This window comes from Chromatium okenii (assembly GCF_016583745.1).
GTDB classification, from domain to species: domain Bacteria; phylum Pseudomonadota; class Gammaproteobacteria; order Chromatiales; family Chromatiaceae; genus Chromatium; species Chromatium okenii.
The window spans coordinates 21,769-47,106 of sequence record NZ_NRRQ01000006.1; the positions used below are offsets into that span (position 1 = coordinate 21,769).

Here is a 25,338-nt window from a genome sequence, read left to right on the forward strand (position 1 = left end):
TTGCAACGGTTTTATTGCGTGATACGGTTGAATTTCTCCACCGTTGATCCAATTGCATGTCGCTGATAACTATTTTCCAAACAACGGAATTGATGCCATGAATGATTGGGTAAAGGGGGAGATCGTCGCTAAACGACAATGGGCTGAGGGACTGTATAGCCTGCAATTCGATGCGCCAATCAATCCATTTTACGCGGGGCAATATATCAAGGTGGCGCTTGATGTTGTGGGTGAACGAATCGGTCGTCCTTATTCGTTAGCGAATCCGCCGCATGAGCGTCCGTTGGAGATTTTCTTTAATGAAGTGAATGGCGGCTCGCTTACTGCGTCGCTCTCAGCATTGCAGGTCGGGGATGCGCTGTGGGTGACTGCCGACGCGGGCGGTATTTTTACGCTGGAGACGGTGCAACCTGCTGAAAATTTGTGGTTATTAGCGACCGGCACCGGCTTGGGGGTTTATCTGTCGATTCTGCGCACGAGCGCACCTTGGGAACGTTTCCAGCGGGTGATTCTCGTACACGGCGTACGCCAAGTGGCTGATTTAGCGTATCAAACGCTGCTCGCAGCGCTGCAACAACAGCACGGCGAGCGATTGCAGGTGCTCACTGCCGTCAGTCGTGAAGCGCATCCCAACGCCTTGTCCGGGCGCATCACCGCGTTGTTGAGCAGTGGACAGTTGGAAACTGCCGCTGGCGCGACGCTGACGCCGGCGGACAGTCACGTCATGCTGTGCGGCAATTCGGCGATGATTAAAGATGCCAAGGTCATCCTCGAAGCACGCGGGCTGACGCGCCATCGTCGCCACACGCCCGGTCATTACACTACGGAGCACTATCATTGAATTCCACCGCTGCATTATTTGAATCCAATTTGTCGGGGCTGCCACTGCTGGCTCGCGGCAAGGTGCGCGATCTGTATCAAGTTGGCGTCGATCATCTGTTAATTGTCACCACCGACCGCCTGTCGGCATTTGATGTCGTGTTGCCGCAACCGATTCCCGGCAAGGGCGAAGTGCTGACGCGAGTGGCGAATTTTTGGTTTGCCCGCACTGCGGCGCTGGTACCGAATCATTTAGCGCAGGTGCCGGTGGCAGCAGTGGTGACGGATGTTCACGAGCTGGCGCAATTGGGCGACCGAGCGGTGGTGGTGCGCCGCCTCCAACCGCTGCCGATTGAAGCGATTGTGCGCGGCTATCTCATTGGTTCTGGTTGGAAAGATTACCAACGCAGCGGCGCGGTGTGCGGAATCCAATTGCCGCCGGGGTTGCGGCTGGCGGAGCAGTTACCTGCGCCGATTTTCACGCCGTCCACCAAAGCTGAATTGGGCAATCACGATGAAAATGTAGATTTCAATCAAACGGTTCAGCTATTGGGAGCGGAATTAGCTGAACAGGTGCGGGCGCTCAGTGTGGCGATTTATCAGGATTGCGCCGCGTATGCTGCCGAGCGCGGCATCATTATTGCGGATACTAAATTTGAATTCGGTTTGGACGAGCACGGCAAGCTGCATTTAATTGATGAAGTATTGACGCCGGATTCATCACGCTTTTGGCCAGCGGATCAATATCAACCCGGCAGCAATCCGCCGAGTTTTGATAAACAATTTGTGCGTGATTATTTGGAAACATTAGCATGGGATAAAACCCCGCCCGGTCCAGAATTACCGCACGACATCATTGCACGCACGGCTGAAAAATATCGGGAAGCGGAACGGCGTTTAGTTCATCCTCACACTGCTGGCGCGTGACATAAAACCACCGTGTTGTGTCAATTGGGTTGATTGCATCAACTCAATTGATCAGCAGTTTGCAAATTGCACTAAATTCACCCAACAACTGATCGCAAATGCTCACGCTGCGGCGATAACCTTCGCAATCAATTGTAAAGTTATAGCGATTGCGAACCATGATTTTTTAAGCGGTCAGAAATAAAAACGCCTCCAATCACATCCGCTGTAATTGGAGGCGAATCAAGCTGATTTTACGCAATCAGCTTTAATTATTATCAGTACCCCAACAAGCTATACAAACCTGTCACTTCAATTCCAGCGGCGGCGGCATCAGCAGCCGAGACATTGAAATACACATCCGTCATGTCTACTTTTTGAGCATTAGCGAGCGTGGCGCTGCTGCGTTCGAGTAAAACATTGCCTTGTAAATCAAGGAATGGCGTTTCAGTAAAGCTGGTCTTCAAACTCACGACTCCAGCCGCTGCTAAACTGAATAACTCACCATCATCGGTAGCGTGATTGCCATTGATGTCCCGCCAAATACTCAGGTTGGCAAAATCCACATCTGCCGCATCAACCGTACCACTTTTATTGCTATCAAAGCTGCTGAGTTTGGCAAATCCATCGCCTTTTTTCAGACCACCAAACAATTCGGAAATGTCGTCGATCTTGCCATTGCCATTGCGATCAATTGCCAAGAATCCATCATCTCCTGATAACCAACCGGACTTGATCGCAGTGCCATTGCCGAATAAATCAAAGGTCGCACTTAAATCAGTACGGGCGACGGTGTGAATGCCATCTCCATTCAAGTCAATCACAATTGGCGTGATGCCAGCATCTTTGGTCATATCATTCTGACCGGCTGCCAAAGTGAAGACTGATGTTGTGGTGATGTCAGTCGTCGCTTTTGCATCACCTGCGACATCAGAATCGAGCGTGTCTTTGGAATTACTGTAGGCATCTTTCACTGCCCACTTCCAATTGCTCATGTTGTACCACGCACCGTAATTGTAGTGCATGACCCCGCCTTTATCGAACGTCAACTTGTAATCACCTGCCGCGAGATTACTGAATAAATAATTGCCGCTAGTATTGGTAGTGGTTGTTTTGATGATGTCATCACCAGTACTGAAGACACCATCAACACCCGCGCCAGTTAAGGTAATACGAATGTTGGCAATACCCGGTTCACTTGCATCTTGGATATTGTTGTGATTCATGTCATCCCAGACTTTATCGCCCACGCTGGCGTTATTGACCGGCGGCGGGCACGTCGCAGTTAATCCGGCATCAATCGTGTTGTTGGTCGCGCCTGCTGCCAAAGTGACCACCTGACTCAAGCCAGTGGTGCGATCAGCATCCGAATCTATCGCATCATCGCGGCCGGCATTTTGCTGTGTCAGCGCATAGCCAGTGCCCGCCTCGAAATCGACTTGATATTGCCCAGCCGCCAAACCAGTGAAGCTGTAATTGCCATTGGCATCAGTGACCATCGTCTGCGTCGTGTTGTCGCTCGTGGTTCTGATCAAACCATCCGCACCGCCGCCAATTAACGTCACTGTGACGCCAGCAACTCCAGCCTCATCGCTATCTTGCTTGCCGTCGCCGTCCTTATCCAACCAAACCTTGTCACCAATACTGGCGTTATTCGCTGGCGGAGGGCACGTCGCAGTTAATCCGGCATCAATCGTGTTGTTGGTCGCGCCTGCTGCCAAAGTGACCACCTGACTCAAGCCAGTGGTGCGATCAGCATCCGAATCTTTCGCATCATCGCTGCCAGCATTTCGCCGCGTCAGCGCATAGCCAGTGCCCGCCTCGAAATCGACTTGATATTGCCCAGCCGCCAAACCAATAAAGCTGTAATTGCCATTGGCATCAGTGACCATCGTCTGCGTCGTGTTGTCGCTCGTGGTTCTGATCAAACCATCCGCACCGCCGCCAATTAACGTCACTGTGACGCCAGCAACTCCAGCCTCATCGCTATCTTGCTTGCCGTCGCCGTCCTTATCCAACCAAACCTTGTCACCAAGACTGGCGTTATTCGCTGGCGGGGGCGGCGTCACCGTCGTCACGGTGTAATTGGCTTTATCAGTATCATCCACCGTTTTGCCCGCACCCTCAGCAGTAACAGTGCCGATATTGGTGTGTAAACCAGTAGTAGTCACCGTTTCACGAGCGGAATATGTCCACGTTTCGGTGACATCCAGCTTGTTATCGCCATCAATATCGCCACCGATAAAATCGAGCGTGGCAATTTTATCGTCAGTTACCTGCACAGCATTTAATTCAACTGCGCCAGTATTCGTCACGACATAAGTGAAAATTGCCGTATTGCCCAACTCCAGTGAAATACCCGGCGCAGTATCAGCATCATCATTCGGTGTTTCAACGGTAGTCGAACTGCCACCAGTTGCTGGTGTATCCCAATCACCTTCTTGGGAATTCTCAGTTTCCAATAGCGATTGAGTTGCTGAATAATTCCCCGTACTCACCGCCGTCTGCGTCATTTGAATGACTTCAGCAACAGTGTATTCATAATCAATATTCGGGTTAGACGCATTCAACAAACCAGCTACTGATTGCCGTAATAACGCATTCACTCCGCCGCCACCAGCACTCAAAGCATCTAATAACGTGCCACACGCATCAATACCAAAAACATCCGCAACGCTGTCATTTTTCGTGTAACCAGTAGCTTCCCAATCTTTCAAATCCGCGCTGCAAGCATGATTTTTCCAGAAACCAGGTGAGAAGCCTTCGGTACCGCCACCAGAAGTGGTCGTTTCATAGCTGCCGCGCACATATTTTTCAATGTCTACACCAACGTTGACGGGCGGCAGCGGCAATTCACCAAAGTTATTGTTCTGGCTGTTAGCACCAGCAGCCAACACGATGCCACTTAAAGTCTCGTTGACGCTATTATTGCCACCAGTTGAGCCAACGCTATCTTGACCATCTAAATAGCCATTCGGTTGATTCGGTTCAGTAACGGTGTAAGTGCCCGCTGCTAAATCAGTGAACTGATAAAAACCATTTCCATCGGTGGTTGCAGTCTTACTAACTGCACGTCCCAATGTATCGGTGCCAGTCAGGTTCACGACAACGCCAGCAAGCGGATTTTCACCGGCATCTTTAATGCCGTCATTATCCGTATCAACGTAAACGTAGCCGGACAATTGCGCGGGCGGCGGTAATTCACCAAAGTTATTGTTCTCGCTGTTAGCACCAGCAGCCAACACGATGCCGCTTAAAGTATCGTTGACGCCATTACTGCCGCCAGTTGAACCAACGGTATCTTGACCATCTAAATAGCCATTCGGTTGAGTCGGTTCAGTAACGGTGTAAATGCCCGCTGCTAAATTGGTGAACTGATAAAAACCATTTCCATCGGTGGTTGCAGTCTTACTAACTGCACGTCCCAATGTATCGGTGCCATTCAGATTCACGATAATGCCAGCGAGCGGATTTTCACCGGCATCTTTAATGCCGTCATTATCCGTATCAACGTAAACGTAGCCGGACAATTGCGCGGGCGGCGGTAATTCACCAAAGTTATTGTTCTGGCTGTTAGCACCAGCAGCCAACACGATGCCACTCAAAGTCTCGTTGACGCCATTACTGCCGCCAGTTGAGCCAGCCGTATCTTGACCATCTAAATAGCCATTCGGTTGAGTCGGTTCAGTAACGCTGTAAGTGCCTGCTACTAAATCGGTGAACTGATAAAAACCATTTCCATCGGTGGTTGCAGTCTTACTAACTGGACGTCCCAATGTATCGGTGCCAGTCAGATTCACGATAATGCCAGCGAGCGGATTTTCACCGGCATCTTTAATGCCGTCATTATCCGTATCAACGTAAACATAACCGGATAATTGCGCGGGCGGCGGCAATTCACCAAAGTTATTGTTCTGGCTGTTAGCACCAGCAGCCAACACGATGCCACTTAAAGTCTCGTTGACGCTATTATTGCCACCAGTTGAGCCAACGCTATCTTGACCATCTAAATAGCCATTCGGTTGATTCGGTTCAGTAACGGTGTAAGTGCCCGCTGCTAAATCAGTGAACTGATAAAAACCATTTCCATCAGTGGTTGCAGTCTTACTAACTGCACGTCCCAATGTATCGGTGCCAGTCAGATTCACGATAATGCCAGCAAGCGGATTTTCACCGGCATCTTTATTACCGTCATTATCCGTATCAACGTAAACATAACCGGACAATTGCGCGGGCGGCGGCAGTTCACCAAAGTTATTGCCTTTGCTGTCATCACCAGCAGCCAACACGATGCCACTTAAAGTCTCGTTGACGCCATTACTGCCGCCAGTTGAGCCAGCCGTATCTTGACCATCTAAATAGCCATTCGGTTGAGTCGGTTCAGTAACGCTGTAAGTGCCTGCTACTAAATTGGTGAACTGATAAAAACCATTTCCATCGGTGGTTGCAGTCTTATTAACTGCGCGTCCCAATGTATCGGTGCCAGTCAGGTTCACGATAATGCCAGCAAGCGGATTTTCGCCGGCATCTTTATTACCGTCATTATCCGTATCGACGTAAACGTAGCCGGACAATTGCGCGGGCGGTGGTAATTCACCAAAGTTATTGCCTTTGCTGTCATCACCAGCAGCCAACACGATGCCACTTAAAGTATCGTTGACGCCATTACTGCCGCCAGTTGAGCCAACGGTATCTTGACCATCTAAATAGCCATTCGGTTGAGTCGGTTCAGTAACGCTGTAAATACCCGCTGCTAAATCGGTGAACTGATAAAAACCATTTCCATCGGTGGTTGCAGTCTTACTAACTGCACGTCCCAATATATCGGTGCCAGTCAGATTCACGATAATGCCAGCAAGCGGATTTTCACCGGCATCTTTATTACCGTCATTATCCGTATCAACGTAAACGTAGCCGGACAATTGCGCGGGCGGCGGTAATTCACCAAAGTTATTATTAGTGCTGCTGTCACCGGCATTCAATATGATATTGTTGATAACATCATTGCCAGCAACACCGCTGCCCGGAACACCCGCCGTATCTTTACCATCCAAATAATGAGCCGGTTGACCCGCTTCCGTGACGGTGTAAATGCCGGGGCGCAAATCATCAAAGCTATAGCTGCCGTCCGCTATTGTAGTGGTTGTCAAGCTAACCGGCGCACCTAAATCATCAGTGCCAGTCAAAGTAACAGTAACGCCACTAATGCCCGGTTCGCCGCCATCTTTGATACCGTCGTCACTGTTATCAACGTATACAAAACCGGACACGCTCGCAGGTTTTAATTCACCAAAGTTATTGTTCCGTGAACTCTGACCTTCTGTTAAAGCAATACCCGTAATGATGTCATTTCCTGCACTGCCGGTACCTGGAACGCCAGCCGTATCTTTGCCATCAAGATAAGTACTCGGTTGTGTTTCAGAGACGCCATAGGTGCCGGGTTTTAGGTCGATAAATTCGTAAAAACCATTTTCATCAGTCGTTGTGGTGATGGGATTCCCATTCACACCAATAACTGGGTTGCCGCTGGCATCAAGCAAAGTAACGGTAACGTTTCCAATCCCTGCTGCAACTCCATCCCATACGCCATCGTTGCCTTCATCTTGATAAACATAACCAGACAAACTGGCGGGGAGTGAATTTTGTTCATCACGCGATTCAATCAAACCTGCGTCAATCGTTTGATTTGATTCCCCAGCAACGAGTGTAATCACTTGAGTGATGCCATCTTCATCGACGTCACTATCAATCGCGTCGGTCGTGGCATTCGACTTCGTGAAAGCGTAGTTTTTTGGGGCAATAACCTCAACCTTATAACTGCCAGCCTTGAGACCAGTAAATTGGTAATAGCCCTGTTCAGTGGCAGCAGTGCTGTAATCATCGCCAGTTGTGGTGCTGGTAATTAAATTGCCTGCACCATCATATAACTTGACAGTGACACCATTCACGCCACTTTCACCAGCATCCTGAACGCCATCTTTATCGGCATCCAACCAAACGTAATTGCCGAGTTTGGCGCTCTGGAGTTGTGTCATTAACGGTTGGGCGTTGCCGGCTGGATCAATCACCATCGAAGAAAACGCATCTGAGGGCAACAGATTATAACCACTCACGACTGCTGACTGCGCTGCAGAAATGAGAAATTCAACATCTGAGGCACTGACAATCTGGCGACCGTTATCACTCAAAAATAATTCGTAGCCACCGTCAATAATTTCTGCAGGTGTAAAGCCAACGATTTTCCAAATCGCAGTCTGGACTTCGCCATAACAAAATTGATTAACATATTTTGAATCAGCGGTGAAATTCTGAAATAACAACCAATTAAGTTGGTCAACTTTTTCTTGCGTTAAAGTGTAAGGTGTCAACGGTGGCTGGAGATATGTTTTTGTAGTGTCATCGTTGCCAGCATAACCCGTTGAAACATACGTCGTTGGTGAAAGAAAAATGGGCGCGTGAACGTCAAGACAATACGCATCATAAACGCCATTTGGCAGATATAAATCGGTACTGTTCGTGACGATCATGTCAAGGAAACTAGGGGCACCGAGATCTGGCTGCTGACCATAAGCCGTACCCGCAGTATTGGTGGCTGATGAAGTGACGCTAATAGTAAATGTGCTCATGGCAATAGAAATCTCGATTGTTTTTGATAAAGCCCGCCCGTCTCTGACGTATTTGTCAGCTTATCGACAACGCACTGGGGATTGATTGTCTTGGCGGGTGACAGTGATTCCGGCGACGTAGAATCACCGGAATACTGCCAAAATGATTCAGGTTATTAAATCGGTCAATTGAATATCCATAACCTGATTAAAAACGTCATTACTTTTGAATGCGACGTGATACCAGCAATGCCAGCACACCAATTCCTAACAGGGCAATTGACTCCGGCTCAGGAACAGAATTAAGAGTCGGTCCAGCAAACACAGGAGCAGTTACAACAGCAAGCAACATGAGGGAAATGAATTGACGCATGAGAATCACCTTTGAGAGTGTGGATTGTTGGAATAAACGATAAGGATAAATTCAAAAACAAGTGAATCTATCTTGTATCAGCTTTTAGCACATCCTATGCCACTACAGATAAGTCCCTGAATTTATGCGTAAAGCAGTCATAACAGACCGCTTTTCCCCGAATCGGCAGGTGAGACTGTAAAAAAAACCGACGGTGTGTCAGGTTTTAAACCCGTTTCTGCTGCCGTCCCTGCATTAAATTACGTTTAGAATCAAAATGCTAACTTCAATTAAGATCAAGACTACCACTGTCGTCTCAATTTAACACCAGTTTTCACACATTCTAATACTGCTTTGATTTTACAGTGTTTTTATTGTCAATGAACTGTAAAAAAATCCAACACTCGCCCGCAGCTTGCCGTCACTTACCCGCTTTTGCAGGCAAAAAAAAAGTTAGCTGGGTAGCTAACTTTTGATGTGGTGCCCGGAGCCGGGGTCGAACCGGCATGACCGAAGTCGAGGGATTTTAAGTCCCTTGCGTCTACCAATTTCGCCATCCGGGCGGGTAAACGATGGTGCGTTTAAGGCTGCGCAAGATAGCAGCAGCGACCGTGATCACGCAAGTCTCACGCTTGAAAAACGCCGTTATTCACGACGTTTTCTGCCACCATAAGTCGCCGTTAATCGTCATCGCGTTGATAGGCATCCGCCATCTGCTTTTGAATGTTCGCCGGCACCGGATCGTAATGGCTCAATTCAATGCTGTAAGTGCCCTCGCCGCCCGTCAGCGCCTTGAGCCGCGCATCGTAGCCAGACAATTCCGCCAGCGGCACCTCGCCTTCAATCAGAATCCGCCCGCGACTTTGGGTTTCGCTGCCGTTGATGCGCCCGCGCCGTCCCGACAAATCGCCGGCCAGATCGCCCATCGCCGTGTCCTGCGCAGTGATGCGAATTTTAACAATCGGCTCCAAAATCACCGGCTGCGCTTTCAACACCGCCTCAACAAACGCCTTGCGCCCCGCAGTTGCAAAAGCAATATCTTTAGAATCAACGGGATGAAACTTGCCGTCATACACCGTGACCTTCACATCTTGCAGCGGATAACCGGCAACCGCGCCCTCATCGAGCACTTGGCGCACGCCCTTTTCAATCGACGGAATGAAATTGCCGGGAATCACGCCGCCGACCACCGCGTCGATAAACTCAAACCCCGCGCCCCGCGCATTCGGCTCCACCCGCAAAAACACCTCGCCGAATTGCCCCGCGCCGCCGGTTTGCTTTTTGTGGCGATGATGCCCTTCCGCCTTGCCAACAATCGTCTCGCGGTACGGCACACTCGGCGGATGCGTTTCTACCTCAACGTGGAATTGTTCCGACAACCGCCGCAGCAACACCCGCAGATGCAGCTCGCCCAGCCCGCGAATGATGGTCTCGTTCGCTGCCGCGTTGTGCTCAACGTGAAAACACGGGTCTTCAGATTCCAATTTGTGCAGCGCGTCAGTCAGCTTCTGCTCATCGCCGCGCTTGGTCGTGTTGATCGCCAGCCCGAACAGCGGCATCGGACATTCCAAACTCGACAGATGAAAATGATCCTCGTCGTGCGAATCGTGCAGCACCGCGTCAAAGTGAATGTCATCCACCCGCGCCACCGCCAGAATATCGCCGGGCACACCTTCCGCCACTTCGATCAGTTCATTTCCGTGCAGCCGATATAAATGATTGACTTTGAACGGTTTCCGCGCATCGCCGATCAACAATTGAGCGCCAGTGACGATGCGCCCCTGATGAATCCGAAATATGCCGAGCTTGCCGCGAAACGGATCATTGATGACTTTGAACACATGCGCGACGACGTGCTGCTTGGGATCGGGCGTGACCGTCACCGGCTCCACCGCTGCGCCTTCACCTTTCAAAAACGGCGGCGGATTGCCTTCGGACGGATTCGGCATCAGCCGCGCCAGAATCTCCAGCAATTCAGGAATGCCTGCGCCGGTCTGCGCGGAGACAAAACAGATCGGAATTAAATGCGTCTCGCGCAGCGCCTTCTCGAACGGATCGTGGAGCTGTTCGGGCGCAAGGTCTTGACCCTGCTCCAAATAAATCTCCATCAGCGCCTCGTCTACCTCAACGACTTGGTCGATGATGTGGCTGTGCGCATCCTCAACCGAGGTGAAATCCGCGCCAGCGCCGGTCGGCTGAAAAAAGCAATCGACCACGCGCTTGCCGCCATCCGCTGGCAAATTGATTGGCAAACATTCCGCGCCAAAAGTCTCGCGGATTTGGTCAGTGAGCGCGGCGAGATCGACATCTGGCGCATCAATCTGGTTGACGATAATCAACCGACACAAATTGCGCTTATCCGCCGCTTTCATCATCCGCAGGCTCATCGGCTCAATGCCGGACTGCGCATTGATGACCAGCGCCGCCGTCTCCACTGCCGACAACACCGCAATGCTGCGCCCCAGAAAATCAGCTCCGCCGGGCGTGTCAATCATATTGATATGCTTGCCAGCGGTGCTAAAACTGGTGATCGCCGTATCCAGCGAGTGTTGCAGCTCCTTTTCCAGCGGATCGAAATCGCAAACCGTGCTCCCTCTGGCAATGGTGCCGGGCGCGGTGATGACACCAGTCGCCGCCAGCAACACCTCAACCAAGGTGGTTTTACCAGCGCCAGCGTGACCGACGAGGGCGATATTGCGGACATCCTCAGCGTTGTAATCAGACATCGGTGATCCTGTAGTGCGGTGAAGTGACACACAGAGCAAATCAATCGCCCTGTAACCTGAAATATGACCAAAAGAAGTATAAGAGATTGCGCGGCGGTTATTGGCGCACGCGATCAATTGTGACCGTCACCGCCTCAGTCGTGCGCAACGGCAGCGGAGCGGTTTCACCTTCTAAATCACCAGCGTGCGGCATTGCTTCGCCGCTGGCTGAAATCCGCGCTCCGACAATCACCTCGGTCGCGGTAGACAAGCGCAGCGCCGGGCTGACTGCCGCGCTGTCATCCAGCGTCACCGTCTGCGGCAATTCCTTGACCAACAGGCGCACGGCTGCCAGCGGCATCGGTGCTCCGTGCGCTGCTCGCGCAAAGATAAATACTGCTTGATCGGGCGTGGTTTGCGCTGCCAGCGCCGGGTCTAACGCCACCGTGACAGCAATGGCTGCATTCATCGCCACCGGAGCTGGCGCAGCAGACGCAGTTTCAACCGCCGCTTCTGCCGTCAACACCGCCGGTTCAGCGGTCTGCAACGGCGCATCACGCACCGCTTGGCTATCAAGTTGAATCGCGGCTGGCGACGTGTTGAGCACCGGCGCTGGCGCAGTGACCGCCCCGCGTCGCGTCGCCTCATCAATCATCAACTGCAAATTGTTGGCTTCCTCACCGCCCGGCTCCAATTCGGCGAGGATGGCTTGCCACGTCGCCACCGCCGTCACAAAGTCGCCCTGCTGATACGACGTCATCCCGCGCAACCATCGCGCCGTTGGATTGGTCGGTTCCCGCGCCAGCACCGCATCAACCAATTCAGTCGGTCGCCCCGCCAAACTGCGGTCATCGCTCGCTGCCGCCAGCGCCTCGGCATACGCCAGCATCACCTCGGTCTGCGTCGGAGCCAATTCATACGCCTTGGTCACGGCAGCCAATCCTTGCTGCCGCGCATCCAATGCAAACTGGGTGCGCCCCAACATCAGCCAGCCCTCAACATTCGAGGCATCTTTTTTTAGCCGCGCTTCCAGCCGCGCCACCAAGTCCGCCAACGCGGGCGCATCTTGCGCAGGTGCTGGCGCTGGAGTGGTGGCAGCGGTCTGTAACTGATTGATGACGTTGAGATTGCCCAATTGCCAATACAGCGCCACCGCGAGCGCCGGAATCGCAACACTCAACGCGAGCGCCAACCAACGCCCCGCGCTGGAATGCGTTTGAGCAGCGGAAAGTTGCGCGGAGGGAGCGCCGGGCGCATCAGCCAGATCGTGTAACAGCTCGCGCTCCAGATCGCGTCGCGCCGCAGCGTATTGATCTTGATCGAGAAAACCCGTGCTCAGATCGGCCTCCAGTTCGCACAGCCGTTGCTGAAACACCTCCAGATTGAGCGCGTCCTGCGCCGGAGCGGAATCCAACGGCGCGGGGCGCAACAGCGGCGGCAGAATGAATGCCAGCGCCATGCCGATGAGTGCTGCAACAAGAATCCAAAACATTATCATGGGTTTAGTCGCCAGTTTTGGTGAGAAGTTGCTGTAAACGCGCCTGCTCGGCGGCGGTCAAATCCGGCTCAGGCGTTGCTTTATCCCGTTGCAAAGTACGCCACAATAGCCAGCCGCCAATGCCCACGAATAGAAAAGGCCCAAACCATAGAATATACGTTGCGGGTTTTAATGGCGGTTCATACAGCACAAAATCGCCATAACGCGCCACTAAAAAAGCGACAATCTCATCGCGGCTTTTGCCTTCCTGCATCATGCGATATACCTCTTTGCGCAAATCCTGCGCAACGCCAGCTTGCGATCCAGCCAGCGATTCATTTTGACATACCAAACAACGCAACTCACCAATTAACGTGCGAAATTCAGCAGTACGCGCTGGATCATCAAAGGTGAAATTTTCCAAGGTATAGGCAGCAGCAGTGCCAATTGCCAACAGGCTAATGAGTAATGCTGCCGCCGCGAGTTGATAATGTTGTTTCACTACTATTGACCTCGGCATTGTTCAATAATTGGCAGCATTTCTGTTTGCCAGACTTCGCGGTTAATTGGCCCAATGCGTTTATGCCGAATAACGCCCTGCGCATCCACGATAAAGGTTTCTGGTGCGCCATATACGCCCCAATCAATGCCGGCACGATTATCAGGATCAAAGAAAATTTCCGCATATGGATCGCCGAATTGTTGCAGCATTTCTAATGCTTCTGGGCGCGTATCCTTCCAATTCAAACCAATCACCTGCACATCATTATTTTCGCGGGCAATCCGCATCAATTCAGCGTGTTCTTGCCGACAAGAAGGACACCACGACGCCCACACATTCACCAATGACACCTTGCCGCGCAAGCGTTCCGCAGTCAGCATCTGTTGCGGGTCTTTTAATGACGGCAACGTCAACGCAGGCGCTGGTTGATTCACTAATGGCGATGGCACTTCGCGTGGATTTAATTGCAAGCCATAAAACAGCAATGCCGCCAAGGCAATAAAGATGCTTAATGGAATTAACGCCCGTGATGTTTTGCTCATACAATCCTCAATTCAATCTCAAATGCTCGCAACGCGCTGAGGGCGATAGCGACGATCAGATGCAGCGAATAATCCGCCAAGCGCCATTAAGATGCAGCCCAGCCAAATCCAACGCACAAACGGCTTATAATAAACGCGCAATCCCCAATCGCCGGTGATTCCAATGGGTTCGCCGAGTGAAATGTAAATATCGCGCAAAAAGCCCGCATCAATTCCCGCTTCTGTCATTGGCATTCCCCCAGAAAAATACTTGCGTTTTTCAGGATATAAGCGCGTGATTTCTTGTTCATCTTGGAACACGACAAACTCGCCGCGAAACGCATCATAATTCGGCCCTTTCACGACCTCAACGCCGTTAAATTGGAAGCGATAACCGGAGTTTTCATACACTCCATTGGGTGATAACCGCACATCGGTTTCACTGCCGCGATGAGAAACCAACGTCACGCCAATAATAAATACCACCATCCCCAGATGCGCTATCCACATGCCGTAATAGCTGCGACTGTAATTGCGTTTTCCTGCACCAATTGTAATTGGTTCACGACGTTTTGAGCGATCAAACAGATTGATTACATGCGTTGTCAATAACCATGCTGCCAACCCTAAACCAAAGCCAATCGCGGGTTGTAATAACGTCATTGCTAATACAACAACCAACACCGTCAAGGCGATTGCCAAGCCAAGTTGTGGCGCTAAACGTCGAAATTGATCGCGCTTCCAGTGCAATAAAGGGCCAATACCCATCGCCGCAATTAACAGCGGCGATAAATAGATAAACATGGTATTGAACCAAGGAAACCCGACTGAAATTTTACCCCAACCGGCTGCATCGTAAATTAACGGCGCAAGCGTGCCGAATAACACCAATACAGTTAAAGTCACGAGTAACAGGTTATTGATTAATAAAAAGCTCTCGCGTGAGAATAAATCAAAACGCCCGCCGTCAGAAATGCTAGGTGCTCGCCAAGCGTATAATGCGAGTGAACCGCCAATGACAATGCACAAAAAAATCAAGATAAATGCGCCGCGAGTGGGATCAGTTGCAAAGGCATGAACCGAAGTTAATACTCCAGAACGCACTAAAAAGGTGCCGAGCAGCGAAAGTGAAAATGCTGAAATGGCAAGCAATACCGTCCAGGTTTTGAATGCAGCGCGTTTTTCAGTGACTGCTAACGAATGAATTAACGCCGTTCCTGCTAACCAAGGCATAAATGAGGCATTCTCAACCGGGTCCCAAAACCACCAGCCACCCCAACCTAATTCGTAATAGGACCACCACGAACCCAGCGCAATACCTAAGGTTAAAAAAACCCATGCCACTGTTGTCCACGAACGTGACCAGCGTGCCCATGCGGAATCCAATTTGCCACCAATTAACGCGGCAATTGCAAAGGCAAAAGCGACTGAAAAACCAACGTAGCCCATATACAACATTGGCGGATGAATTGCTAAACCGGGGTCTTGTAACAACGGATTCAAATCGCGTCCTTCTATGGGCATCGGAAAGATGCGATCAAACGGATTGGAAGTCAGCAACATGAATAACAAAAAGCCAATTGCGACCATTCCCTGCACGGAAATCACACGGGCGACCATTGGCAATGGTAAATTGCGACTAAATAGCGCAATTGCTGCGCCCCAACCGGCTAACATCAATACCCACAATAATAGTGAACCTTCATGCGCTCCCCAAACTGCTGAGATTTTGTATAGCGTTGGCATCAAAGTATTAGAATTAGCAGCGACATAAACCACCGAAAAATCATCGGCTAAAAACGCAAACAGCAGCGCCAAAAAACTAATACTGATAAAGGTAAATTGTCCCCACGCCAGTGGACGTGCTAAAGCAATTAACGTTTGACTGTGCCGTAATGAACCAATGAGCGGCATTGTTGCTTGCAACACTGCAAATACTAACGCCAAAATCAATGCGAAATGACCAAGTTCTGGCACCATTAGTTGCTTGCTCCAGCGGGCGGGGACGGAGGATTGGAAGGAGTGACGCCTTCAGCATGAGCGGTTTTCAGCGTGCTGGCGACCTCTGGCGGAACGTATTCTTCATCATGTTTTGCCAATACTTCTTCGGCATAAAACACGCCATCTGCGCCTAATTTGCCTTTAGTTACCACGCCTTTTCCTTCACTAAATAAGTCAGGCAAGATGCCGGTATACATAACCTTCACAGTTTTAGCATTATCAGTCACATCAAAATGCACCGTTAAACTCTCTGGCTGCCGAATTAACGTGCCTGTGGTGACTAAACCGCCCAAGCGAAAAATATGATCTTGCGGTGCTTCATTCGCTAACACCTGCGAGGGACTAAAAAAGTAAGAGATATTACTATTTAGTGCCGTAATCGCTAACGTCGATGCCGCGCCAATACCAATAATGGCTAACCCAATAAAGATCAATCGTTGCTGTCTTGGCTTCATAGTTGAATCATCAATGCCATGATGTAGTCAGTGAGGAGTTGTTAGAAGAACGTTATTCAATTGCTTGCTGATTAGAGTTGCTGGCGTAAACGCGCAGCGCGAATCACTCTGGCGACAATAGCCCGATATTGGGTGCGCAATTGTAGCACTTCAATCACTAATAACAGTGCTGCCATGCCATAAGCACTCCAAATAAAAAACGCATAACCGCCCTGCGCTAAAAACTCGCTCATTGCCGCCCTCCATTCGTAAATAATTCACGCACCCATACACTGTCTGCATCACGGTGCAAAATAATAGTGCGCAACCGTATAAATGTCGCAGCAAATGAATATGCCCAAAAAGCCAGTGTCATCGTCAACATTGCAAACAAAATATCACTATCAATTTTAGTGAGATTGGAGCGTTGATGTAATGCCGCGCATTGATTGGGATCAGGGCAATTGATTGACCAGAAAATCACTGGCACCATGACTAAACCGACGATTGCTAATAATGCCGAAGCACGATCAGCGCGGCGCACATCATCAATTGCAGAATGTAGCGCCATGTAGCCGATATACATGAAAAATAACACCAATTCAGAAGTCAAACGCGGATCCCAATCCCAATAGGTACCCCAGCTCGGTCGTCCCCAAAATGCGCCAGTCCATAACGCTAAAAAGGTGAAAATTGCGCCGGTAGGTGCAATCGCATTTGCCATCATAAAGGAGAGGCGCGTATTAAAAATCAAGCCAATGGCTGCCCATACCACCATCACAAAATAAAGCCACATCGACATCCATGCCGATGGCACATGAATAAAAATGATGCGGTAGTATTCTTTTTGCGGATTGTTGCCACCTAATTGACTGACGGTTTCAAAAAATCCCCAATAAAGACCCGTCACCAATAAGATGATGGTTAAGCCCCATAAAATTGGTATTAAACGTCCAGCAAGGGTATAAAATGCTGGGGGAGATGCGAGTTTGAACCAGTTGAAATTCATGGAGTTGTTCTGCGTCGTGATGATGAAAAACGAGAGTGCTGTGGTTTAGAATGAGATGGGTTAAAAGTTGTTGATGGTGTGATAAAAATACGCCCATCCGCAAGCCGTTTGGCTTCTAATTTCTTTAAATCTTCAAAAATTGCGCGTAAGTTAAAATTAAATTGCGCGGCGTGATTTTCTCGAATCACCCTAATTTCATCAACGATGTCATCATTCAGCATCTGCTTCCCCTAAAAGTTCTTCCGGTGTACAGATAAATGGTAAAAATAAACCAATACTTTCAAGATAGTTTGCGATATTCCGTTGTATTTTTGGATTCGCAATATGCCGACAATTCCATGTTAGCAAATAGTCAATGTTGTACACAGTTGCAAGCGCGATATGGAGTGCATCTTCAGCAGCTTTAACTGGAATAATCTGTTGTTCCATAAGTGCTTCTGCTATCTGTAGCGCATCTTCTGTAATGAGTAGCAACGGTAAATTAGCAACACTGGTTAAACGCTTTTTTGCAGCATCAGGATCACCCGCTTCGCATTCGCGCAATACTAATTCAGAAATAAAAAGATCATACTCAGCCTGTCTTTCCCACCAAGCGCAAGTAATTTGTTGATGTGCCGCACCAAGAATTGTTGTGCTTGGACGTGCTGTTAAATAGCTGACGACGGATGTTTCAATATAAACTGAATGTTTTACGCTGTTTGTCATTTTTCAGCACACCTTCACTACTCAATCGAAATCCGCAGAGCTGCTGCTGAAGCCACCGGAGCAAAAATCAATGCCACCATCAGAAAAGCGCCCAGCAATGTTAGATACGGCTGCGTATCTGATAAACTGATAGCACTCACTTCAATTGCGCCAGCGCCATAAATTAAAACGGGAATATACAGCGGCAGAATGAGGAGTGATAACAGAATGCCGCCACCGCGCAAACCGAGCGTTAATGCCGCACCAATTGCACCAATTAAACTTAAAATAGGGGTGCCAATCAATAATGACACCATCATCACTTGAATTGCAGTTGCGCTGAGGTGATATTGCATTCCAACTAATGGCGCGATCAATACCAGCGGCAATCCCGTTAATAACCAATGTGCAGTTATTTTTGCTAATGTGATTAGCGCCAGCGGTTGCGCGGCTAATAATAGTTGTTCTAAGGTGCCGTCGTCATAATCAGCAGCAAATAATCGTTCCAGCGCCAGCATTGATGCCAGCAACGCCGCTACCCAGACCACGCCGGGCCCTAAAATTTGCAAGATGTGGCGTTCGGTGCTGACGCCCAGCGGGAACAGGCTGATGACAATGACGAAGAAAAACAAGGTGGTTAATACGTCGGTGCGGCGGCGCAGCGCCAGCGTCAAATCGCGGATCAAGATGCTCCAAAAAATGCGCAACATGACGTCTCAAACTCCCAGTTCGAGCTGCGCAATGTGACCGGAGGTCAACGCAACTTCTTGATGCGTGGTCAAAATAACCAATCCGTCCGCTGCAAGATGGTCGGTCAGCAATTGTTGTAATAACGCCACCGCATCGACATCCAACGCCGTAAATGGCTCATCTAAAATCCACAGTGGCGCAGGTGCCACTAACAGTCGCGCCAACGCCACACGCTTCTTTTGACCTTGTGACAGCATCCGCGTCGGTACGTCCTCAAATCCACCGAGCCCACTCCGCGCCAATGCCGCCCACAGTGCGCTCGTCGTCACCCGCAGTCCCGCTAACGCTGCGGCGATGCGGAGATTTTCGATGCCGGTGAGATCACCTTTGATGCCGTTGAGATGACCGAAATAGCGCAGTTCGCGCCGATAGTCGTCGCCCAAGTCTCGAATCGAGGTGCCACGCCAGCGAATTTCGCCCGCTTCCGGGGTAAATAGTCCGCACAGGGCGCGTAATAAAGTGGTTTTGCCGCTGCCGTTGCGTCCGCGCACATGCAGCAAGGTGCCGGCGTCCAGACAAAAACTGAGATCGGCAAACAAGCGCCGGTCGCCGCGCCGACAGTCCAGCGTGTTGACTTCAAATATCGACATTGGATTTCGTGCCATTGACCGTTGGAATGATTCACTGCCTGAGTGAATTAAGCGCGATCATCAAGATTTACCGGACACAACACTTCGCGCATGATACCAATTAAATCCAGCAATTGATTATTGCGAATCCGGTAATAAATGCGGTTGGCTTCTTTACGCGAGACCACGATGTTTTTATTACGCAGTTGTTCCAAATGTTGTGAGATATTACTTTGCGAAGTGCCGGTGCGTTCCACAATTTCTCCCACCGATAATTCATGCGCACCGAGTGAACACAGAATTTTCCAGCGCAGCGGATGCGCCATCGCTTTTAACGCATTGGCAGTCAATGTCGTGTGGTCGTGATCCTCAAACCCATCGGTGAGAGTAGAGTCAGTCATCATGTCAACATCTCAATTCAGTTCTGCTGCATCTAATCGCACATAACCCGTCATATCTTTGGCGATGCAAATAATATCGCTGATCGCGCCACTCGCAGTTTTCATCGCGGTGCGCGAAAACAGAATTGGCACGCGCCGTCCATCGCGGGCAACAAACCGCGCTTCAATTTTGTTTAATGCGCCAGTGCGAATCAACGCCTCCAGCCATAGCCCCATAAATGCGCCAGCTTGCTCATCGCCGTCTTCTTCAAACACATCGCCAATTGCCATGCCTAATAAATCATCCCGGCTGTAACCCAACATCTGACAGGCAGCGGGATTTGTCATTTTAATAATGCCATCCGCTCCCAGCACCAATAACGCCTCGCCCATGTGCGTCAGGATGTTTTCGAGATAATGCCGCGCTTCTGCCAGCTCCAGCGTTCGTTCTGCCACGCGACTTTCTAAAATCCGATTCAGTTCGCGCTCTTTTTCAATCAGGCGAAAATAAGTGCTGATTTTATTAATGAGCTGATGATCTTCAATCGGTTTGAGTAAATAATCTGCCGCGCCCACCGCAAATCCGCGCCGTTGGAATTCTTCTGATTTGAATGCTGCGGTGAGAAAAATAATGGGAATATCCCGCGAGCGTTTGCGCAATTTTAATAACGAAGCAGTTTCAAATCCGTCCATATCCGGCATCTGCACGTCGAGAATAATCAGATCAATGTCCGCGTGTTGGTGCGTTAAATCAATTGCTTCCTGCCCCGACGCCGCTTCCAATACCGTTACTGCTAAATGGGTTTGAATCAGCGTGCGCAGCGTAAATAGATTGTGTGCATGGTCATCAACAATCAGGAGCTTAAATCCGACATAACGACGCATTGATCCCCCTCACTTCAGCAACAGTTTATCTAATAACAACTGCAATTGACCAAGATCAAGCGGTTTTGGGAATACTTCAACCGTTTCAGCGCCCACACACTGCATCTCCGCCCAATTGCCTTCGTCCGGCACTCCTAATATCACCACCAGCGGCGGCGCATCGACACCGTATTGTAATAAGCGACGGATCGTATCACAGGTCTTTCGTGCCGACGGCTGCGCCGCTACCAGCATCAGGGCACAACCCGCGCTCTCATCCTGCAACGTTTCGAGCGCCTCATCCACATCAGCGGCGGTTTGCACCCGCAGCCCGTGTTGCGCCAGCACTGCCGCCACCGCCATCAGCGTTTTCACCTCCCGCTCCAACACCAAGACCCATCTCGCGCTCGCGGCTGGCGCAGGTCGCATGTCCAGCGTCACCTCCGGCGGCGCAGTGGCAGCAAGCGCAGTAAACGGCAGCGGCTCCTCCGGCGGCGGCACCGCTCCGGTGGCGTGAGCGGTGAGCGGAGTCATCGGCAATAACAACGTGAAACACGCGCCCGCTTGCGCAGCACTTTCAACCTCAATGCACCCATCCAACAGCGTCGCCAGCTCGCGGCTGATCGACAACCCCAGCCCGGTGCCGCCGTAGCGCCGTCGCGTCGAACCGTCGGCTTGCTGGAACGCCTCAAAAATAATCGCCTGTTTATCCAGCGGAATACCGATGCCGGTATCGGTAACGCTAAATGCCACCGGACGCACCGGATCATTGCGAGTGACCACGCTCAAAATGATCTCGCCGCTGGCAGTGAATTTGACCGCGTTGGCGAGAAAATTTTTCAGAATTTGCCGCAATTTATCGCGGTCGCTACACATCCACGCTGGCGCTGCCGGATCAAAATTGAGCCACAGCGCCACCGGTTTCTCGGCCAATTGCGGCGTGACCAATTCAATTAAATCTTCCAATAGCGGACGCACTTCTATCCATTCCAGCGTAATGCTGACGTGACCGGCTTCAATCCGCGAAATATCCAAAATGTCATCAATTAACGTCCGCAAATCGCGTCCCGCTTCGTGAATGACCTGCGCTTGACGGCGCTGGCTGTCATTCAAACCGTTATTGTCAGCGCCGAGCATTTTAGACAGTAGCAAAATGGAATTGAGCGGCGTGCGCAATTCATGGCTGACATTGGCTAAAAACTGCGATTTGTAGCGATTAGAGGTTTCCAATTCGCGGGCATGAGCGCGAGCAACGCGGAGATGTTCGGCATGAGTGGCAGCCAGCGCGGTGAGTTGATCGCCGAGTTGGTGAATTTCTCGCGGGCCGCGCCAGCGAAAGTGCAGCGGCTGGTCGTCGTGCAAAATGTGGCCGATGCCGCCGGTCAACGCTTGCCCAAACTGTTCCGCCCGCGCTGCAATCCATCGCGCCAGCGCCAGCACCACAATCACCAATAAAAAGATGATCGACAACACGCGCAGCATCAATTCATTGCGGAAGGCGTCAATTGGCGACGAATCCACCGCTCGCCCGACCCACAGCGGCACGCTGTCTTCCGTCAAAAACATCGGCAGCCACAGCAATTGCCGTCCGTGCGCGTCTTTCCACAGCGCCAGCTTGCCTTCCGCGAAAATCTCCGCCAGCCCCGGAAACGTCGCAAACGCATCTGCTTGACTGGGCGCAGCTTGATTGGCGTGGAGATAACTGCCGTCCTGATTCACCCACAGCGTGTCTTGATAAAACTGCGCCAGCCCGCCGATGTCGATGGTGAGCACCACCACGCCTCGCGCCTCATCCGTCGGCTTGCCGCCAATCGGAGTGACCAGATTGAGCGTCATCAATTGGTGCGGATTGGCAGCTCCCGCCAGCGGATCAATGCGAATGCGGCTGACCAAGACGACGCCGGGCTGGAGCGCCAAGCCAGCGGCAACAAATTGCCGATTCGGCAGCGGCGGCGTGGATTCCGGCGTTTGCCAGTCCTGCGTGCGCTCATCCCGCGCCAGCCAGAACCGCGCTGCGCCGTCATCGCCAATGAACAAAATCTGAATCACGTCGCGCTGGTCGTCGAGAATCTGCTTAATCCAACTGGTGTAGCGGGCGCGAGCGGCGCTGATTTGGTCAGCGGCGTTGCCCGGTGCGCCCAGAATCAAGCCCAGTTCTGGCAATTTCGATAACAGCCGGATCATTTCGTGGCGGCTGGCGAGATGCTGATCAAGATCGCGGAAATCAGCGCGGAGGTTTTGCAGATAAGCGCGTTGATAAAACAGGGTGGTGCGCTCCAGCACCAGCGGAAGGTTAATCAGGAGCGCCAGCAGTAATGGCGTCAAGCCAAAAACGAGTAGAAACAGCAGGATATAAACGCGGAGTTTCACGGCAGGCTGGCTAGGTTGCCGCCAATTCCCGCACCAACTCGAGCATGGCGGCGGCGTGTCCTTTCGGTTTCACGTCATAAAACGCATGGCGGATAACGCCTTGTAAATCAATGATGAAGGTGGCGCGGACGATGCTTTGGCGGGCAACGCCGTAGAGCAATTTCTCGCGGATCACGTCATACGCGGCGCACACCTCGCCATCAGCATCAGACAGCAGGTGGACGGTCAAACCGTATTTGTCGCGGAATGCGCCGTGCGTTACGCAGGAATCGCGGTTGATGGCGATCACTTCGGTGCGGGCTTGCGCAAATTCATCTTGTAAATCAGTGAATTCCAGCGCCTCCAAGGTGCAGCCGGGCGTGTCATCTTTGGGATAAAAATAAATGATGACGTAACCGCGTCCGATGAATTCCTCCAAGGAGCATTGCGCCATATCAGCCGTCGGTAATGAAAAGCGGGGGGCAAGATCGCCTGTGTGCAACATGAGCAATGCTCCGAGGATCGGTGAGGAACGGAATTTAGGCAGCGGCGATAGAGCCGTCAACTGGTACCTGCGCTGATTTGCATGTCTGCTGCATTAAGAAGACAGTTAAAAACACAAAATAATGAGTGAATTTCCATTGGTTATTTATAACACATCATGATTTACCAACGAATTAAATAAATGATATTGTATTTGAGTTGCTGAACTTCGGCGCGATGCTGTCGCCATGAAGTTAGTGACCAACGCTTCTATGATAGGATTTCTATTTTCTTCTTTACCGCCAAGATGATAAAAATGCTCTCGAGTTAGAATGTGATAGTTTGACCATAACAATTTAATGTATTCGTTGTCACGATAATCATTGTGATGCCAAGTTGATAAGATAAATTGACCATTATAATTAGAAAGTTTGCTAAAAAGCTGGCGCTCGCAAACATCATCCCATCCATTGTAATAATCGACATACCGACCAAGATAAGGCGGATCGCAATAGATGATGTCATGCACTGATGCGTCTTGTATGGTGGCATTAAAATCTTGGCATTTGAAAATAAACTCTTTTAATTGAATAGTTTTACTAACCCATGCAACTTGATTAGTAATTTTTGTTACATACGCTTGCGCAAATCGCTGCGGTTTTTTACAAAACGGAACGTTAAATCCACCTTTTCGATTAAATCTAATCATGCCGTTAAATCCAGCACGATTTACAAATAAAAAATCAAGTGGTGAATGCTCAGCATTAAATCTATCTCTAATAAAATAGTAGTGATCTTCTCCTTTCGCTAAAAGCGTTGCTCCTTCTTGAGTGAGATAATTTTTAACTACCGTTGCTGTAATTTCACCAGAAGCAATAGCAGTGTAAAAGTTAATAAGATGAGGATTTGTATCACACAACACAGCACGAGATGGCGCAACATTAAATGCGACAGCTCCCGTACCCATAAAAGGCTCAATCCAAGTGCCATTAAAATTTTTTGGTATAATGCTTTGTATCCAAGGCACAAGTTTTGTTTTGATGCCCTGTGATTTAATTGGTGGTACGTTAATGATCATAGTCATTCTTCAATGTTGTTTTTGCTAACGATGAGAGCAACATCGCCGTTTTTATACTCCACAAATTCTCGGAGTGTCGATATTTTCTTCGTTCCACCTTTCCCATCTGAAACGGTTATCTTTTTGTAGTTCATCCAGTATTCATCAAACCAGTTCTCGCCTAATTTTGAGAACATCCCTTTTCCAGATATGATGTCGGAAATGTTATTAATGCTGCCAATGTTGGCAGTATTACCACTTCCACCTGTATCACTTGCAATCTTCCACTTTTCAGCGATAAAAAACTGAAAGTTTTGCGCTACAGAAGTTATTGAATGCAGTTCATCAATCCCATGTGTTTTTGTTTCATCAATAGTGGCTCCTTCCAGTCGATCATAAATAATACCAAGACAGAAATGCCCTGAATAACTGCCGTAGGGAAATTGAATGTTTTTAGTGCTCGCTCTATGCTCAAAATACCTGCCATGCGATCCAAGTGTAAAGCCATTGCAAAGATGCGGCTTTTTAGGATTTCTATAAGTTGTTTTGAAATCAACAGCAAATTTTATAGATTCATCATCTGCCTTAACAAACGAAATATCAGGATAGTAGTTTTGATGTTCGGCGAGAACAATTTTGTATCCGTTATCTCGAGCAAACGTCAAAATTTTAGGAAAAAGATGAATTTCAAGAATTTTTGAAACGATTTTTGTGTCCGAAGAAATAGTATAAACGTTTCTAAAAATGTCGATAAATCCTTTAATCGTCCATTGCCCATCATTACTACTGACATGATCGCGTAATTCGGCAACGAACTGCTCCAGTTGTTGTACAAAATTGTCTTTTTCAACCATTTCATTGAACCTTTGTT

The 25,338-nt window shown here is 49.9% G+C and carries 22 protein-coding genes and 1 tRNA gene; 2 read left to right on the forward strand and 21 right to left on the reverse strand.

Annotation, left to right across the window (positions count from 1 at the left end; translation table 11 throughout):
• The first annotated feature begins 97 nt into the window (after positions 1-97).
• Together CKO12_RS03400 and CKO12_RS03405 are read left to right on the forward strand one after the other, a co-directional pair.
• Positions 98-841, forward strand: a complete 744-nt coding sequence (locus CKO12_RS03400) for a ferredoxin--NADP reductase (protein ID WP_200153331.1) — start codon at positions 98-100, stop codon at positions 839-841.
• A complete protein-coding gene (locus CKO12_RS03405) occupies positions 838-1,746 on the forward strand; it encodes a phosphoribosylaminoimidazolesuccinocarboxamide synthase (protein WP_200153332.1) in 909 nt (302 codons plus the stop codon). Before CKO12_RS03400 ends, CKO12_RS03405 begins: the two co-directional genes overlap by 4 nt.
• Positions 1,747-2,003: 257 nt before the next feature.
• Here the strand turns inward: CKO12_RS03405 and CKO12_RS03410 are convergent, their stop codons facing one another.
• From CKO12_RS03410 to CKO12_RS03510, 21 genes are all read right to left on the reverse strand, one after another.
• Positions 2,004-8,351, reverse strand: a complete 6,348-nt coding sequence (locus tag CKO12_RS03410) for an SdrD B-like domain-containing protein (RefSeq protein WP_200153333.1) — start codon at positions 8,349-8,351, stop codon at positions 2,004-2,006.
• A gap of 199 nt (positions 8,352-8,550) precedes the next feature.
• A complete protein-coding gene (locus CKO12_RS03415; protein WP_200153334.1) occupies positions 8,551-8,703 on the reverse strand; it encodes a PEP-CTERM sorting domain-containing protein in 153 nt (50 codons plus the stop codon).
• Positions 8,704-9,160: 457 nt separating this feature from the next.
• A tRNA-Leu gene (locus CKO12_RS03420) sits at positions 9,161-9,245 on the reverse strand.
• Positions 9,246-9,362: 117 nt separating this feature from the next.
• Complete coding sequence (fusA, locus tag CKO12_RS03425) at positions 9,363-11,408, reverse strand: elongation factor G (RefSeq protein WP_200153335.1); 2,046 nt, start codon at positions 11,406-11,408, stop codon at positions 9,363-9,365.
• A 97-nt stretch (positions 11,409-11,505) separates the two neighbouring features.
• Positions 11,506-12,879, reverse strand: coding sequence for a c-type cytochrome biogenesis protein CcmI (ccmI, locus tag CKO12_RS03430; protein ID WP_242466184.1), 1,374 nt, complete (start codon positions 12,877-12,879; stop codon positions 11,506-11,508).
• A 10-nt stretch (positions 12,880-12,889) separates the two neighbouring features.
• Positions 12,890-13,366 (reverse strand): cytochrome c-type biogenesis protein, encoded by a 477-nt coding sequence (locus tag CKO12_RS03435; protein WP_420826825.1) that lies wholly within the window; start codon positions 13,364-13,366, stop codon positions 12,890-12,892.
• A gap of 2 nt (positions 13,367-13,368) precedes the next feature.
• A complete protein-coding gene (locus CKO12_RS03440; RefSeq protein ID WP_200153338.1) occupies positions 13,369-13,908 on the reverse strand; it encodes a DsbE family thiol:disulfide interchange protein in 540 nt (179 codons plus the stop codon).
• A gap of 18 nt (positions 13,909-13,926) precedes the next feature.
• A complete protein-coding gene (locus CKO12_RS03445) occupies positions 13,927-15,867 on the reverse strand; it encodes a heme lyase CcmF/NrfE family subunit (protein WP_200153339.1) in 1,941 nt (646 codons plus the stop codon).
• Positions 15,867-16,343 (reverse strand): cytochrome c maturation protein CcmE, encoded by a 477-nt coding sequence (gene ccmE / locus CKO12_RS03450; protein ID WP_200153340.1) that lies wholly within the window; start codon positions 16,341-16,343, stop codon positions 15,867-15,869. Before ccmE ends, CKO12_RS03445 begins: the two co-directional genes overlap by 1 nt.
• A gap of 71 nt (positions 16,344-16,414) precedes the next feature.
• Positions 16,415-16,576, reverse strand: coding sequence for a heme exporter protein CcmD (ccmD, locus tag CKO12_RS03455; protein WP_200153341.1), 162 nt, complete (start codon positions 16,574-16,576; stop codon positions 16,415-16,417).
• Positions 16,573-17,331, reverse strand: a complete 759-nt coding sequence (ccsA, locus tag CKO12_RS03460) for a cytochrome c biogenesis protein CcsA (protein ID WP_200153342.1) — start codon at positions 17,329-17,331, stop codon at positions 16,573-16,575. Before ccsA ends, ccmD begins: the two co-directional genes overlap by 4 nt.
• Positions 17,328-17,552: a hypothetical protein gene (locus CKO12_RS03465; RefSeq protein WP_200153343.1), complete on the reverse strand. Its 225-nt coding sequence runs from the start codon at positions 17,550-17,552 to the stop codon at positions 17,328-17,330. Before CKO12_RS03465 ends, ccsA begins: the two co-directional genes overlap by 4 nt.
• Positions 17,542-18,036, reverse strand: coding sequence for a type II toxin-antitoxin system VapC family toxin (locus tag CKO12_RS03470; protein ID WP_200153344.1), 495 nt, complete (start codon positions 18,034-18,036; stop codon positions 17,542-17,544). Before CKO12_RS03470 ends, CKO12_RS03465 begins: the two co-directional genes overlap by 11 nt.
• 17 nt (positions 18,037-18,053) lie before the next feature.
• Positions 18,054-18,725 carry a heme exporter protein CcmB gene (gene ccmB, locus CKO12_RS03475; protein WP_200153345.1) on the reverse strand — a complete coding sequence of 224 codons (672 nt, stop codon included), beginning with the start codon at positions 18,723-18,725 and terminating at the stop codon, positions 18,054-18,056.
• A 6-nt stretch (positions 18,726-18,731) separates the two neighbouring features.
• Entirely contained in the window at positions 18,732-19,349 is a 618-nt protein-coding gene (gene ccmA, locus CKO12_RS03480) for a cytochrome c biogenesis heme-transporting ATPase CcmA (protein WP_200153406.1), read from the reverse strand.
• 53 nt (positions 19,350-19,402) lie between these two features.
• A complete protein-coding gene (locus tag CKO12_RS03485) occupies positions 19,403-19,735 on the reverse strand; it encodes an ArsR/SmtB family transcription factor (RefSeq protein ID WP_200153346.1) in 333 nt (110 codons plus the stop codon).
• A 12-nt stretch (positions 19,736-19,747) separates the two neighbouring features.
• A complete protein-coding gene (locus CKO12_RS03490; RefSeq protein WP_200153347.1) occupies positions 19,748-20,599 on the reverse strand; it encodes an ATP-binding response regulator in 852 nt (283 codons plus the stop codon).
• A 9-nt stretch (positions 20,600-20,608) separates the two neighbouring features.
• Positions 20,609-22,948 (reverse strand): ATP-binding protein, encoded by a 2,340-nt coding sequence (locus CKO12_RS03495; protein WP_200153348.1) that lies wholly within the window; start codon positions 22,946-22,948, stop codon positions 20,609-20,611.
• A gap of 10 nt (positions 22,949-22,958) precedes the next feature.
• Positions 22,959-23,432 carry a peroxiredoxin gene (locus tag CKO12_RS03500; protein WP_200153349.1) on the reverse strand — a complete coding sequence of 158 codons (474 nt, stop codon included), beginning with the start codon at positions 23,430-23,432 and terminating at the stop codon, positions 22,959-22,961.
• A gap of 144 nt (positions 23,433-23,576) precedes the next feature.
• The gene (locus CKO12_RS03505) at positions 23,577-24,494 is read right to left on the reverse strand and encodes a DNA adenine methylase (RefSeq protein WP_242466186.1); all 918 of its coding nucleotides are present in this window, start codon (positions 24,492-24,494) and stop codon (positions 23,577-23,579) included.
• Positions 24,491-25,321: an EcoRV family type II restriction endonuclease gene (locus CKO12_RS03510; RefSeq protein ID WP_200153351.1), complete on the reverse strand. Its 831-nt coding sequence runs from the start codon at positions 25,319-25,321 to the stop codon at positions 24,491-24,493. The genes CKO12_RS03505 and CKO12_RS03510 overlap by 4 nt, the downstream gene beginning before the upstream one ends.
• Between the last annotated feature and the right edge of the window lie 17 nt (positions 25,322-25,338).